General features: G+C 68.4%; 12 protein-coding genes. 9 read left to right on the forward strand and 3 right to left on the reverse strand.

The features are described from left to right. Window positions 1-3: 3 nt before the first annotated feature. Genes DFJ67_RS26810 through DFJ67_RS26820 form a run of 3 tightly spaced genes read right to left on the reverse strand, consistent with a single transcriptional unit; the run spans window position 4 to window position 4069 of the window. Entirely contained in the window at window positions 4-1539 is a 1536-nt protein-coding gene (locus DFJ67_RS26810; protein WP_116070561.1) for an amino acid adenylation domain-containing protein, read from the reverse strand. Continuing rightward, window positions 1536-2801 carry an ATP-grasp domain-containing protein gene (locus DFJ67_RS26815; protein WP_239096975.1) on the reverse strand — a complete coding sequence of 422 codons (1266 nt, stop codon included), beginning with the start codon at window positions 2799-2801 and terminating at the stop codon, window positions 1536-1538. The genes DFJ67_RS26810 and DFJ67_RS26815 overlap by 4 nt, the downstream gene beginning before the upstream one ends. Continuing rightward, window positions 2798-4069, reverse strand: coding sequence for an MFS transporter (locus DFJ67_RS26820; protein WP_116070562.1), 1272 nt, complete (start codon window positions 4067-4069; stop codon window positions 2798-2800). The genes DFJ67_RS26815 and DFJ67_RS26820 overlap by 4 nt, the downstream gene beginning before the upstream one ends. Window positions 4070-4430: 361 nt before the next feature. On the opposite strand from DFJ67_RS26820, the gene DFJ67_RS26825 reads away from it, so the two are divergent. The 9 genes from DFJ67_RS26825 (at window position 4431) to DFJ67_RS26865 (ending at window position 13973) form a co-directional block, all read left to right on the forward strand. Further along, the gene (locus DFJ67_RS26825; RefSeq protein ID WP_116070563.1) at window positions 4431-5225 is read left to right on the forward strand and encodes a thymidylate synthase; all 795 of its coding nucleotides are present in this window, start codon (window positions 4431-4433) and stop codon (window positions 5223-5225) included. Between the two features lie 60 nt (window positions 5226-5285). Next, window positions 5286-5993: a sulfotransferase family protein gene (locus tag DFJ67_RS26830; RefSeq protein WP_116070564.1), complete on the forward strand. Its 708-nt coding sequence runs from the start codon at window positions 5286-5288 to the stop codon at window positions 5991-5993. Continuing rightward, a complete protein-coding gene (locus tag DFJ67_RS26835; protein ID WP_116070565.1) occupies window positions 5990-6301 on the forward strand; it encodes a MazG-like family protein in 312 nt (103 codons plus the stop codon). The genes DFJ67_RS26830 and DFJ67_RS26835 overlap by 4 nt, the downstream gene beginning before the upstream one ends. A gap of 204 nt (window positions 6302-6505) precedes the next feature. Next, on the forward strand, window positions 6506-7717 hold the full coding sequence (locus DFJ67_RS26840) for an ROK family transcriptional regulator (RefSeq protein WP_116070566.1): 1212 nt from the start codon (window positions 6506-6508) through the stop codon (window positions 7715-7717). Further along, complete coding sequence (locus DFJ67_RS26845) at window positions 7714-8577, forward strand: carbohydrate ABC transporter permease (RefSeq protein ID WP_116070567.1); 864 nt, start codon at window positions 7714-7716, stop codon at window positions 8575-8577. The genes DFJ67_RS26840 and DFJ67_RS26845 overlap by 4 nt, the downstream gene beginning before the upstream one ends. A 19-nt stretch (window positions 8578-8596) precedes the next feature. Further along, window positions 8597-9379 (forward strand): carbohydrate ABC transporter permease, encoded by a 783-nt coding sequence (locus DFJ67_RS26850; protein WP_203783094.1) that lies wholly within the window; start codon window positions 8597-8599, stop codon window positions 9377-9379. Between the two features lie 30 nt (window positions 9380-9409). Further along, complete coding sequence (locus tag DFJ67_RS26855; protein WP_116070569.1) at window positions 9410-10666, forward strand: ABC transporter substrate-binding protein; 1257 nt, start codon at window positions 9410-9412, stop codon at window positions 10664-10666. An 8-nt stretch (window positions 10667-10674) separates the two neighbouring features. After that, complete coding sequence (locus tag DFJ67_RS26860; RefSeq protein WP_116070570.1) at window positions 10675-11763, forward strand: glycoside hydrolase family 15 protein; 1089 nt, start codon at window positions 10675-10677, stop codon at window positions 11761-11763. Continuing rightward, window positions 11760-13973 carry a glycoside hydrolase family 31 protein gene (locus tag DFJ67_RS26865; protein WP_116070571.1) on the forward strand — a complete coding sequence of 738 codons (2214 nt, stop codon included), beginning with the start codon at window positions 11760-11762 and terminating at the stop codon, window positions 13971-13973. The genes DFJ67_RS26860 and DFJ67_RS26865 overlap by 4 nt, the downstream gene beginning before the upstream one ends. The last annotated feature ends 2 nt before the right edge of the window (window positions 13974-13975 follow it).

Genomic DNA, 13975 nt, shown 5'->3' on the forward strand with positions numbered 1-13975 from the left:
GAACTACTCACTTCCCTGCTTGTGGTCGGAAAGACGGTTGCGGTCGAGCTTGCCCGAGGCGGTCAGCGGCAGCGCGTCCACCAACCGGTAGCGGGACGGCACCATGTGGGCGGGAAGTTTCGCCGCGGCGTGGCGCCGGACCGACTTGAGGAGGTCGGCGGGCTGCGTGCCGGGCCGGGCGACGACGAACGCCGCGATGACCTGACCGACGGACGCCCGATCGACGACCGCCACGGCCGCGTCGCGCACGTCGTCGTGGGAGCGCAACACCGCGTCGATCTCCGCCAGCTCGATGCGGAACCCCCGCAGCTTGACCTGCTCGTCGTTGCGACCCAGATACTCCAGTTCGCCATCGGGGCGCCGCCGTCCCAGATCGCCGGAGCGGTAGTAACGCTCACCGTCGACCTCGGGGAATCGCTCCTGGGTCAACTCCGGCCGGTTGAGATAGCCCGAGGCAACGCCGGAACCGGCGATCCACATCTCACCGATCTCACCGTCCGGCAACGGCTGGCCACTCTCGCTCCTGATCTGGATGCGCAGGTGGGGCAGCTCCCGGCCGATCGGTGACACCTGCTCGTCGTGCAGGTCGGTGGCCCGCAGTTCCTTGAACGTGGCGTGGACCGTGATCTCGGTGATGCCGTACATATTCACCATCGTTGGGTGGATCTGGCTGTGCCGCGCGATGAAGTCCCGCACCGCGGCCACGTCGACCCGCTCGCCTCCGAAGATCACATACCTCAGCGAGGCGGGCGGCGGCAGATCTCCGTGTTGCGCGCGGACCAAGCCGCGGAAGGCGGACGGCACCTGGTTGAGTACGGAGATCTGCTCAGCGTCGAGGAAGGCCAGGAAGTCTTCGGGCGACCGGGCCACCTCGAGTGGGACGCACGCTGCCGCCGCACCGGTCAACAGCGCGCCCCACAGCTCCCACACGGAGAAGTCGAAACTGTGCGAGTGAAAGATCGCCCACCGGTCGGCCGGGCTGAGATCGAACAACGGCAGCGTGCTGTCGAGGAGCGCCAGAACGTTGCCGTGCGACACCACACAGCCTTTGGGTTGGCCCGTCGATCCAGACGTGTAGATGACGTAGGCAGGATCGTCCCCGCTGATCGCGGCCGTCGGACCGGTCCGCGCGTCGAGATCGTCGGGATCCACGACCGCGAGGCCGGTCAGTCCACAAGAGACGACCTCGGACCGGCGGCCGACCACGAGTTTCACGGCCGAGTCCGCGACCAGGTAGCTGAGTCGCTCGGCTGGATAGGTCGGGTCAAGAGGAACGTAGGCGGCCCCCGATTTCAGCACACCGAGGATCGCCACGGGTGTGGTGACGGTCCGGTCGACGAGGATGCCGACATAGCCGGCGCGCCCGACCCCGTGAGCGGCAATGGCCGCCGCGACGTGGCTCGACGCGCGGGCCAGGTCGGCGTAGGAGAGCTTCCGCTGGCCGTCCGACAGCGCGGTTCGCTCCGGATGACGCCGGGCGACCTCCTCGAACGCGTCGACGAGCGAACGCCGGTGCCCAGCGGCTGATGGCGCGGTCAATGCCCCGTCCTTTCATCGATCTCGCCCGGACTAACCTCGATCCTCTCGCCGGAGGGAAGGCCGAAGGTGAAGGCGAGCAGCTTTCCGGCCCGCTCGATCAGGTGCAGCATGGCCAGGTGATCGGGGGCGGATCCGTAGAGGACGTCGAGCGGATTCGTCATGACGCCGCCGGCGATCTCGGTGCCCGGATGAATCAGCCGCCGGTATCCGGTGACGCCGGGCAGCGCGCGCAGGTCACGGGTGCCGGTCACGGAAAGCATGCGGCAGGCGAACGTGGGCGCCGGGTTGAAGAACTGGAAGACCACGCCGGATGCGACCGATACCGGTGCGACGTCGGGACGCTCACCGAGCGACACCAGGCCCGCGAGCCGCACGACGTCGACGTTGCTCACCTGCTTGGCGAAGCCGTTGAGATAGCCCGCCTGCCGCCCGTTGACCTCGATGATTCGCGGGCCGGCCGGGGTGAGCTTGATCTCGATGTGCGTCACTCCCGTGTCGACGCCCAGCGCCCGCAACGCCCGCGCGGCCATCCGCTGGATCAGCTGCTCCTCGCCGGGCTCCAGCAGTGCCGGCCAGAAGTCGCCCTGTTCGCGGAACGGTGGCAGGAGCGCGTGCTTGCCGGTGATCGCCACATGGGTGATCTCACCGCGGGCGACCACACTCTCCACCGAGACGTAGTCGCCGTGCCCGGCCATCTCGCGACCGGGCAGATATTCTTCCAGCACCATTCCCGGCCCGGCGTCCGGGTGCGGTGCGGCCGAGGTGACCAGGTGGGTGGTGCGGCTGCCCTCCCCACGTGCGGGTTTCAGGACCGCTGGCAGCCCGACCTCCGCGAGCGCGTCGGCCCAGGAGCCGGGGCCGGTCGCCGCACCGGAGATCGGAGAGCTCCGGACGGTGAGCCCCGCCTCCCGCAGCCGTGCGCGCTGCAGGCGCTTGTCGGTCAGCGCGTTGGCGGTGTCCACACTGTGCCCGGGCAGGCCGAGGGCTTCGGTGAGCGTCGCCGTCAGCCGCAGGCGCGACTCGCTGAAGGTCAGCACCGCGGTGGGCCGCAGCCGCCGCACCGCCTCCACCGAACCCTGGGCGCCGGCCCGCTCGGGTGGCAGCGGGAGCACCTCGCCGAGTTCGCGGACCAGCGGAAGCAGCCGGTCGTTGAAGGGTGATGGTGGTAGGGCGAAGACCACCTCGCCGAGATCGCCGAGCCCGGCTCCCACCTCTACCGGGGTCGCCGCGCCCTTGTCGTAAACGACGACCAGTCGCGTCATCGGGCGACCTCCGCCGCGGACGCGCGTTCCGCTTCCGGCGGTCGGGTGCTCTCCGCCCAGGCGATCGCGAAACGGCTCGCCGCCATGCCGGCGACGAAGATCGCCGCCAGAATCAGCCATCCGCCGAAGCGCAGGTTGCTGATGAGCGCCGTAACCAGCAGCGGGCCGAGCGCGAACGGGACTATCAGGCCCAGCCGGAAGGCCGCTCCGTAGGCACCCTGGGCATCCGCCGCGGCGAAGGAGAAGCGAAGTTGCCAACGGGCGCTCTGCCCGAGCATCTCCCCGATGGTAAGCGCGATGACCGCGGTGACCAGGAGTGCCACGGCCGACCAGGTGGCTACCGATGAAGCGGCCCCGGCCAGCACACAACAAATCGCCATCAGACCGAGTGCCCAGTATTGAGCCCGCACCGAGGCGGCCACCGTTTCGGCGAAGCGCGCCAGGCGCACCTGTAGGAGTGCCACCAGAACCGTATTGATCGTGCCGAGCCAGGCCGCGAATGAGGTGGGCGCATGGGTGAACGAGACAACCCAGAGCGGCAGTCCGACGGTCAGCACGATGTCACCGAGTTGCGATAGGCACAGCACCTGCGCCATCACCAGATAAGGACGATCGCGCAGTCCGGCGAGCGCTCGTATCCAGGAGCGCCGTCCGGCGTGCTCGGCCGTTGCGACCGCGGGCAGCCGCGCGTAGAGCCATCCGACCAGCAATGAGATGACCACATAAGAGCCGATCAAGCCGCGATAGGCAGTGGTGGTGCCGACGGCGAGCGCGAGACCGGCGAGCATCGAACCGGCGGCGAGGCCCACGTTGAAGGCCGACCTGAGCCAGGCCGCCAGTCGCACCCTGGCCAGACCCGAGACCAGGCCGGCGATGACGGCCTCGTTGGACACGACCAGGCCCGACTCGGCGATGCTGAGCAGCATCACGATCGGCAGGAAATGCCAGAAGTTTTCGGCCGCCAGGGCACCCAGCAGCGTCGCGGCCTTCGCGCACGCGAGCACGATCGCGATGCGTCGCGGACCGAACCGGTCGACGAGATGCCCGATCGGCAATCCGCAGAACAGACCGATCAGGCCGGCGACGGACAGGCCCAGGCCCACCTGGGTCGTTGTCAGCCCAACGTATTTCACGAAGTAGACAACACTGCCGGCTTGATAGAGCCCAAGCCCCACGCTGCCCAGCAAAGAGACCGCGATGAGCAACCGCGATGGGCCGGGAGTGAGCAGCAAGCTGCGTCCTGTTCCGGGCTCGTCGCGGGTGTCCATGTCGGAGGACCTTAAGGACGTCGCCGCCGTCCGGTCAAACCCTAACTAGCGATGCGCCGGGCCGCCAGCGGTGGCGCGGATTTCTGTCATCCGCGAACAGGATAACGGACGTTTCGGACCGTCGATGTCGGCGGCCACATAGGCGCTGACCTCGGCTTCCGTCATTCAACGTGCCGCCTTCGGTGCCGTTGCGACACCCAGGATCGGGGTGCGCGCCCCCCACAACTCCCCGGCGGCATGCACAATGTCGAGATCGAAGGTGCTGAGTCCGGCCCGCTGTCGCCGCTAAGGGGGAGCTGCTAGCGTGGCCGCTTACCCCCTGGGAGGCATGTCGTTGCGTGTTCGAACCGGAAGGCATTGAATGAAGCAGTACCTCGAGCTTCTGCAACACGTGCTGGACAATGGTGCGCGGAAATCCGACCGCACAGGCACCGGCACGCTGAGCGTCTTCGGGTATCAAATGCGCTTCGACCTGCGCGACGGTTTCCCGGCCGTCACCACCAAGAAGCTCAACATGAAAGCCATCGTCATGGAACTTCTCTGGTTCCTGCGTGGCGAGACCAACGTCAAGTGGCTGCAAGAACACGACGTTTATATCTGGGACGACTGGGCGGATGCCGACGGCGAGCTCGGGCCGATTTATGGGCACCAGTGGCGAAGCTGGGGCACGCCCGATGGTGCGGGAGTCGACCAGATCCTGTCGGTGATTGATTCCATCAAGCACGATCCCGGTTCGCGCAGGCACGTCGTCAGCGCCTGGAATGTGGCCGACCTCCCGAAGATGGCCCTGCCGCCCTGTCCCGTGCTCGTTCAGTTCTATGTGCTCGACGGCGTCTTGTCGTGCCAGGTCTATCAGCGCTCCGGCGACCTGTTCCTGGGAGTGCCGTTCGACATCGCATCGAATGCGCTGCTCCTGTCGATGATCGCGCAGGTCTGCGACCTCCAGCCGGGCGAGCTCGTCTACTCGTTCGGGGATGTCCATCTCTACCTCAACCATGTTGAGCAGGCAAGACTTCAGCTCGAGCGGCGGCCACGCCCGTTGCCGACGCTCCGGCTGTCCCCACGGTGCCGATCGATAGACGCGTTCACCTTCGACGACATCGTGATCAGTGGCTACGACCCCGAGCCGGCGATTCGGGCTCCGATCGCGGTCTGAGGCGGTTGCCGCCCGGCCGATTCGCACAGCACTGGAAATGATCGAAAAGGAGAGTCGAAAATGAAGGTGATAGGTGCCGGGCTGCCGCGAACCGCGACCCTTGCTCAGCGGGTCTTCCTGGAGACCTCGGGCGTCGGGCAGTGCTATCACATGACGCGGGTCTGGGAAGATCTCGGACAAGTCAAATACTGGGTCGACGCCTTCGAAGGGCGACCTGAGTGGTCGGAGGTCTTTCGCGGCTATGCGGCCTCGGTCGACTGGCCCGGGTCGTTCTATTGGCGAGAACTGATGGTTGCCTATCCCGACGCGAAGGTGATCCTCAGCACGCGCGACGCCGACTCGTGGGCCGCCAGCATCAAGAGCACCATCTGGAGTGCGCTGTTCGGCGACACACTTATGCGTGATCTGTCGACGGCGCGGGCGCGGGTCGTGCCGGAGTGGGCCCAATACCGCGAGCTGATGATGGCGATGTGGCAGAAGAGCGGCCTGCTGGCATCGAGCGAGGAAGCCTTCGACTCCGCGGCGGTCGCAAAGGCAATGCTGGCGTATAACGACGAGGTCCGGCAGACCGTCCCGAGTGACCGATTGCTTGTCTGGACCCCTGCGGACGGTTGGGAAAAGCTCTGCGAGTTCCTGGATATTCCGATCCATGTTCCCGAGATCCCGATGGTCAATACCGAGGCGATGTTTGTGCAGCGCACGTGTAAGGCGTCGCTGGACAGCCTCAACCAGTGGTTTGCGGAAAACAGCGAGCCGGAACACTCGTGAACATTGCCGATGCCCAGAAGCTCGTGTGGGAGAACAAAGTCGCGAAGGGTTTCGACAAGAGCGACGTTCCGACCGAGTTCTGTTATATCCAAGGCGAACTGGCCGAGGCGTTCGAGGCATGGCGCACGAAGAGTGAGAGTCTCTCCGAAGAGCTTGCCGACGTCGTGATCTATGTGCTGGGTCTGGCGACCATGACGAACATAGACCTGGCCGAAGCGGTCCGGGAAAAGATCTCCAAAAACGCCAAGCGGCGCTACATCACCGACCCGCAGACGGGTTCGCACCTCCGGGTGTACGACGGCGATTAGCCGACTGCTGATCGGGCCATCACGACGGGCTCGCTGACCGCGCCGGAAGGCGGCAGGTCAGCGAGCCCGTTTCCGCATGCGGGGCGCACTGTCGAAAGTGGTCCTTTCGGGGCGCACCACCTCATATCGAAGGGTCTTGACGGCCCCTTCACGTCCGGCCTAGATTGCTGCCTAAATTTAGATCCAAACAAAGGGGTCGGCGGCATGTCGCGGAGCGGGCAGGTCTCACCACGGGGCGATCTCGTGCGCGCCGCCGTGCTCGGCCTGCTCGGCACCCGGGGTGCGTCGTCCCGGGCCGACATCGCCCGGGCACTCGGGATCAGCCCCGCCACCGTCACGCAGACCACCAAGGAACTGCTGCAACGCGAGCTGATCACCGAACTGCGGTCGGTGCCAAGCAACGGCGGCCGGCCCGCGACGCTGCTCGGCCTGGTGCGCGCGGCCGGCGGCGCGATCGGCGCCAAGGTGACCGCCGACCACGTCGCGATCGTGTCCGTCGACCTCGACGGCACCGTCCGCGCCGCGCGGTCCGTGCCGTTCGACCCCTCGCAGCCGGCGGCGCTCGAAGCGCTCTCCGGCATCCTCAAAGACGTCGTCGGCGCACACGACGGGCACCTGCTCGGTGTCGGCGTCGGGCTGCCCGGCGCGGTCGACGCGCAGGCCTCCGGCATGGTCGACGCACCGACCCTGGGCTGGAACCGGGTCCCGGTCGGCCGGCGGCTGCGCGACGCGCTCGGCGTGCCGGTGCTGGTCGACAACGACGTCAACACGCTGGCCGCCGCGCAGATCGTGCACGGCAACGGGCGCGAGCATCGTTCGTTCATGGTGGTCACCATCGGGCTCGGCATCGGGTGCGGCATGGTCAACCAGGGCTCGGTCAGCCGCGGCGCGCACGGCGGCGCCGGCGAGATCGGGCACATCCCGGTCTCCGCCGACGGGCCGCTCTGCGGGTGCGGCAACACCGGCTGCCTGGAGGCCTACATCGGCGAGCCCGGTCTGGTCGCCACCGCCATCCAGGCCGGTGCCATCGGGCCGCGCGGGACCATCACCGACCTGGCTCAGGAAGCCCGCAAAGGAAACCCCAAAGCAAAAGCCGTCTACGCCGACGCCGGCCGCCTGCTCGGCCGCACCCTCGCCGGCGTGGTGCACACGGTCGACCCGGAAATGGTGGTGTTGATGGGCGAGGGCGTCCAGGACTGGGAGTTCTGGGAAGCCGGCTTCGAGGAATCGTTCCGGCGGCGGCTGATGCCGGCCCGGCGCAACATCCGCTGCCTGGTCGAGTCGTGGACGGAAGACCAGTGGGCGGTCGGCGCCGCCTGCCTCGTGCTGGCCTCACCGTTCGACGCGGCCGCTACCGGCGCACAGGGCGAACTCGTCCGGGCCCGGCTGCAGACCGGGCCGGAGGTGACCCGATGAAGAAACTCGGTTGGGTGCTGTTCTTCCTGGCACCCAGCGCGATCCCGTTGCTGATCTTCACCGTCGTGCCGATGGTGTCGTCGCTCTGGGTCAGCCTGCACCGCTGGAACCTCATCTCGCCGATGAAGTGGGTGGGCCTCGACAACTACACCCACCTGCTCAGCGACCCGACGACCCGCGAAGTCTTCCTGCATACGGTGATCTACTGCGCCGGCTATCTCCCGCTGGTCTTCGCCGGTGGCCTCGGCCTCGCGCTCGCCCTCAACCAGCGGCTGCCCGGGCGGGCGTTCTTCCGCGCCGCCTACTTCCTGCCCGTGGTGACCAGTTGGGTGGTCGTCGCGCTGGTCTGGAAGTGGCTGCTCAACCCGACCAGCGGGCTCGTCAACTCGCTGCTCGGCGCGCTCGGCGCACCACAGCCGGGATGGTGGACCGACCCGACCTGGGCCCTGCCCGCGGTCATCCTCGCCTCGGCCTGGAAGGACCTCGGCTTCGTCATGGTCATCATGCTCGCCGGCCTCCAGGCGATCCCGCAGGACATCCTCGAGGCCGCCCGCACCGACGGCGCCGGCGCCTGGCAGCGGTTCTGGCGGGTCACCCTGCCGCTGCTGTCCCCGTCGACGTTCTTCGTCGTCGTCATCTCGCTGATCAACGGGTTCCAGGTCTTCGACCAGGTCTACGTGATGACCGCCGGCGGACCGCAGGGCGCCAGTCAGGTCGTCGTCGGCCAGATCTACGACCTGACCTTCCGCTACGGCCGGGCCGGCGAGGCGAGCGCGCTGTCCTGGATCCTGTTCGCCGTCATCCTCGTCATCACCGCGCTCCAGGTGCGCGGCCAACGCCGGTGGGTGCACTATGCGTAGCCGTACCGTGGTGCGTTTCGTGCTTGTCGCCGCAGGCGCGTTCCTCATGCTCGTGCCGTTCCTGTGGACCGTGATCACCTCGATCACACCCAACGGCAGCCTCGCCGGCGGCCCGACCTTGTTCGTGCACAACCCGACGCTGGCCGCCTATCGGCAGCTCCTCGACGCGTTGCCGATGTGGCGGATCGCGGTCAACTCGCTCTGGATCGCGGCGGCGTCCACATTGTTCCAACTGGTCACCGGGTCGATGGCCGCCTACGGCTTCGCCCGGCTGGCGTTCCGCGGCAAGGGCATCGTCTTCTCGCTCTACCTCGCCACGCTCATGGTGCCGATGCAGGTGCTGGTCGTGCCGCTGTTCATCGAGATGAAGACGCTCAACCTCCAGGACACCTACATGTCGCTGCTCGCGCCGTCGATCGCGTCGGCGTTCGGCGTCTTCCTGCTGCGCCAGGCAGTCGAGTCGGTGCCGCGCGACCTCGACGAGGCCGCCACCATCGACGGGGCCGGCCATCTGCGCATCTTCACCACCATCGTGCTGCCGCTGATCCGGCCCGCGCTGGCCACCGTCGCCGTCTTCGCCTTCATGGGCAGCTGGAACTCGTTCCTGTGGCCGCTGGTGGTGATCCGGTCGCCGGAGTTCATGACCCTGCCGCTGGGCCTGGCCACCCTCCAGGGCCAGTTCACCACCGACTGGGACGTGGTGATGGCCGGCTCGGTCTTCTCCGTGCTGCCGATCGCCATCGTCTATCTGCTCGCACAGCGCCACATCATCGCCGGGATCGCACACACCGGCATCAAGTAGCAATTGATCCCCCCTCCCGAAAGGAACGTCATGAGGAGCTTCGTCAGACGCGGCGCCGCGCCCTTGATCGCCGGGCTGGTGCTGGCGCTCGCCGCTTGTTCGCAGGGATCCGCCACCAAGTCGGAGGAGCCGACCGGCGGCAAGACGACCGTCCGCTACATGAACTTCTCCGCCAACGGCGGTCACGAGAAGGACCTCGCCGCGATCAAGGCGGCCTTCGAGTCGGCCAACCCCGACATCACCGTCCAGCTCGAGACCGTGCCTTACGACGACTACTTCACCAAACTGCAAACGGCGGTCGCCGGGGGTACGGCGGGGGACGCCTTCGAACTCAACTACGAGAACTTCGTCACCTACACGGCCAACGGCTCGCTGGCCGAGCTGAAGAACGTCGACCCGGCGCCCTACAAGCAGTCGCTGCTCGACGCGTTCCGGGCCGACGGCAAGCAATACGGTCTCCCGGAGTCGTTCTCCAACGTCGTGCTCTTCTACAACAAAGACCTCTTCAAGGCCGCCGGTGTCGCACCGCCGACCGCCGACTGGACCTGGGCCGACGAGCAGGCCGCCGCCAAGAAGCTGACCAACAAGGGCAAGGGCGTCTGGGGCGACTACCAGCCGATCTCGTTCTTCGAGTTCTACAAGACCCTCGCACAGGCCGGCGGCGAGTTCTTCGCTGCCGACAAGAAGACCTCGACGTTCAACTCCGACGCCGGCCGCAAGGCCGCCCAGTTCCTGGTCGACAAGGCCGGCAAGACGATGCCGACCGAGGCGCAGGGTGCCGGCACCCCCGACTTCGACTCCAAGCTGTTCAAGGACGGCAAGCTGGCGATGTGGCACACCGGCATCTGGCTGTTCGCCGCCAACGCCGACGCGAAGTTTGACTGGGACATCGTGGTCGAGCCCGGTGACGCGAAGAAGGCGTCGGCCATGTTCACCAACGGCGCCGTCGTCTCCGCCGCGAGCAAGAACCAGGAGGCGGCCCAGAAGTGGGTCACCTTCCTCACCTCCTCCGACGAGATGGTCAAGACCCGGCTCGACACGAGCTGGGAACTGCCGCCCGTCGCCGACAACAGCAAGGTCACGCCCTACCTCAGCGCCGGCAAGCCCGCCAACCGGCAGGCCGTCTTCGACTCCCTCGACGCCACCGTGCTACCGCCGGTCATCGAGCGCCAGCAGGAGATGCAGGACGCCGTCACCAAGGAACTGACCGCGGCGGCCGCCGGCCGCAAAACCGTCGCCGCCGCACTGGCCGACGCCCAGAAGGCCGTCGACGCACTTCTCTCCTAGGACTCACGATGCCCACCGTCTCTCAGTTTGGCGCCCTGGCCGCGCGTAGCCATGCCGTCATCACCACGCACCAGCACGCCGGCGGCGCCTACCCGGCCTCGCCGACCTTCTCGGCATACCGCGGTTATGCCTGGCTGCGCGACGGTGGCTTCACCGCCGAAGGCGTCTCCCGATTCGGCGACGTCACCTCGGCGAACCGCTTCCACGACTGGGTCAGCCGCGTGCTGGCCGACCGCCGCGGCCAGGTCGACGACCTGCGCGCGCTGCGGTCGGCCGGCGCGGCGGTCCCGATCGAACGCATGCTGCCTACCCGATTCACCTTCGACGGCCAGAACGGCTCGGACCCGTGGTGGGACTTCCAGACCGACGGGTACGGCATCTGGCTCTGGTCGGTCGTCACCCACGCCGAACGGCACGGGCTCGACCTGGCCCGGTGGCGGCCCGGCATCGACGTCGCCGTCGACTTCCTCACCGCCTTCTGGGACCTGCCCTGCTTCGACTGGTGGGAGGAGCACGACGAGCACCGGCACGTATCCACCCTGGGCGCGATCCATGGTGGACTGCGGGCGGTGGCTTTTGCCCTCGACAACCACGCCGCCGCGGAGACCGCCGACGCCGCCCGTCAATTGGCCCTGACCGAAGGGGTACGCGGCGGGCACCTCACGAAATGGCTCGGGTCTGATGCCGTCGACGGCTCGCTGCCCGCGTGCGTGGTCCCGTTCGGGCTGGTCGACGCGGGCGACCCAATCGCCACGGCGACGCTCGCGAAGGTTTCCGCCGACCTCGACGTCGACGGGGGAGTGCACCGCTTCACCGCCGACGTGTTCTACGGCGGTGGCCAGTGGCTGCTGCTCTCGGCGCTGCTCGGCTGGAACCTGGCCCAGGCCGGCGACCGGGCCGGCGCCTGGCGCCACCTGACCTGGATCGCCGACCACGCCACCGCCGACGGCGAGTTTCCCGAGCAGGTGCCCGACCACCTGCTGCACCCGGATTCGCGCCAGGAGTGGCTCGACAAGTGGGGCCCGGTGGCCACGCCGTTGCTGTGGTCGCACGGCATGTATCTCATCCTCGCCGACGAACTGGGGCTGCTGCGGTGATCGTGCACCGTCCATATGGGATCGAGCATCCCTACGCCACGTCGCTCGACCAGCGCGTGCCGGTGCTGCCGTTGACCGGGCAGCGGGTGCTGCTGGGCGTCCAGGCCGATCCGGCCGTCACGGCGGTCACCTGCGAGTGGCAGGACGAGCGGCTCGCTCTCGCGCCGCGGCAGGGCAGCGCCGCCGACGCGGCCGCGCTCGCCGGTGGTGAGGGCCATCTCGCCGGGGCGCAGGCGGCGTCGCTGGGTGGCGCGGGCGGCTGGGCGGTCGAGTCGCCGCCGGTGACCGCGCCGACTCGCTACCGGTTCCACGCGACCACGTCCGACGGCGTCGCCTCGACGACAGCCTGGTTCTCCGTCTCGCCGGCCACCTGGACGGCATCGCTTCCCGCCGACCTGGACGCCGTCCTGACCGGCGGCCGCGCCGTCGACGGTTCCGTCGAGTGGCTGGTCACCGCCGACGGCGTGCACCGCGCCCGGTTCGCGCTCGCGCTGCGCCCCGGCGACCACGTAGTCGGCTTCGGTGAGCGGTTCGACCACCTCGACCAGGCCGGGCGGCGACTCGACGCGGTCGTCTTCGAGCAATACAAGGCACAGGGCGCGCACGGCCGCACCTACCTGCCGATGCCGTTCGCCCACGTCGTCGGCGCCGACGGCACGGGCTGGGGTTTCCACGTGCGAACCAGCCGGCGCACCTGGTATGACATCGGCGCCGACCGGCTCGTGGTCGAGGTGGCCCTCGGCGGCACCCGCCGCGAGCAGGTCGACCTCGGCGTCTACGCCGGCACGCCGGCGCAGGTCCTCGGCGCCTTCCTCGACGAGGCGGGCCGCGCCGAGGAACTGCCCGCCTGGGTGTTCCGGCTGTGGGCGTCCGGAAACGAGTGGAACACCCAGCAGATAGTGCTCGACCGGATGAACCGGCACCGCGACCTCGACATCCCGGTCGGCGCGGTCGTCATCGAGGCGTGGAGCGACGAGGAAGGCATCATGATTCCCCGCGATGCCACCTACGCACCGCACGCCGATGGCACGCCGTTCAAGGACGCCGACTTCAGCTATCCCGCCGACGGCGCCTGGCCCGACCCGAAGGGCATGGTCGCGGAACTGCACGACCGCGACATCAAGGTGCTGCTCTGGCAGATCCCGCTGCTGAAGACCGCGGAGTCCGAGCCCGGGTTGCACTCGCAGGTGCTGGCCGAGGGTTCCGCTCTCGTGGCCGGCGGGCATGCGGTGCTCGAGGCCGACGGCACGCCCTACCTCAACCGGGGGTGGTGGTTCCCGAAGTCGTTGCTGCCCGACCTGTCCACGGCGCAGACGCGGGACTGGTGGACGGCGAAGCGGGCTTACCTCGTACGCGATTGGGATGTCGACGGTTTCAAGACCGACGGCGGCGAACACGCGTGGGGTCACGACCTGCGCTACGGCGACGGTTCGCGCGGTGACGAGGGCAACAACCGCTATCCGGTGCACTACGCGCGGGCGTTCGGCGACCTGCTGCGCGCGCACGGCAAGGCGCCGGTCACGTTCTCCCGCAGCGGTTTCACCGGTTCGCAGGCGCACGGCGTGTTCTGGGCCGGCGACGAGGACTCGACCTGGGAGGCGTTCCGCAACTCGGTGACGGCGGGCCTGACCGCGGCGTCGTGCGGCATCGTCTACTGGGGCTGGGACCTGGCCGGCTTCTCGGGCCCGGTCCCGGACGCGGAGCTCTATCTGCGCGCGGCGGCCGCGGCCACCTTCATGCCGATCATGCAGTACCACTCCGAGTTCAACCACCACCAGCTCCCGCTGCGCGACCGCACGCCCTGGCACGTCGCGGAGACCACCGGCGATGCGCGGGTCGTCCCGGTCTTCCGCGGCTTCGCGAAGCTGCGCGAGCGCCTGGTCGACTACCTGGCGCGGCAGGCGGCCGTGACGATCGGCACCGACCGGCCGCTGATGCGCCCGCTGTTCTTCGACCACCCGGCCGACCCCGCTGTGTGGTCGCAGCCGCGGCAGTGGATGCTCGGCGACGACCTGCTGGTCAGCCCGGTCACGTCACCCGCCGCGACCTCGTGGCCGGTCTACCTGCCGGCCGGCGACTGGGTCGACGTGTGGACGGGTGAGCCGTCCGCCGGCGGCGTGGCGATCGAGCGGGAGACGCCGATCGACGTGATCCCGGTCTACTGCCGGGCGTCGGCATGGCCGGCGCTGGCCGACACCTTCGCCTCGTAACG

Origin of the sequence: Asanoa ferruginea, from assembly GCF_003387075.1 — a bacterium.
Classification (GTDB): Bacteria; Actinomycetota; Actinomycetes; order Mycobacteriales; family Micromonosporaceae; genus Asanoa; species Asanoa ferruginea.

Coding starts and splice junctions, on each gene's coding strand:
- DFJ67_RS26815 (WP_239096975.1), bottom strand. CDS start 2,801: ATGACGCGACTGGTCGTCGTTTACGACAAGGGCGCGGCGACCCCGGTA.
- DFJ67_RS26820 (WP_116070562.1), bottom strand. CDS start 4,069: ATGGACACCCGCGACGAGCCCGGAACAGGACGCAGCTTGCTGCTCACT.
- DFJ67_RS26825 (WP_116070563.1), top strand. CDS start 4,431: ATGAAGCAGTACCTCGAGCTTCTGCAACACGTGCTGGACAATGGTGCG.
- DFJ67_RS26830 (WP_116070564.1), top strand. CDS start 5,286: ATGAAGGTGATAGGTGCCGGGCTGCCGCGAACCGCGACCCTTGCTCAG.
- DFJ67_RS26840 (WP_116070566.1), top strand. CDS start 6,506: ATGTCGCGGAGCGGGCAGGTCTCACCACGGGGCGATCTCGTGCGCGCC.
- DFJ67_RS26845 (WP_116070567.1), top strand. CDS start 7,714: ATGAAGAAACTCGGTTGGGTGCTGTTCTTCCTGGCACCCAGCGCGATC.
- DFJ67_RS26855 (WP_116070569.1), top strand. CDS start 9,410: ATGAGGAGCTTCGTCAGACGCGGCGCCGCGCCCTTGATCGCCGGGCTG.
- DFJ67_RS26860 (WP_116070570.1), top strand. CDS start 10,675: ATGCCCACCGTCTCTCAGTTTGGCGCCCTGGCCGCGCGTAGCCATGCC.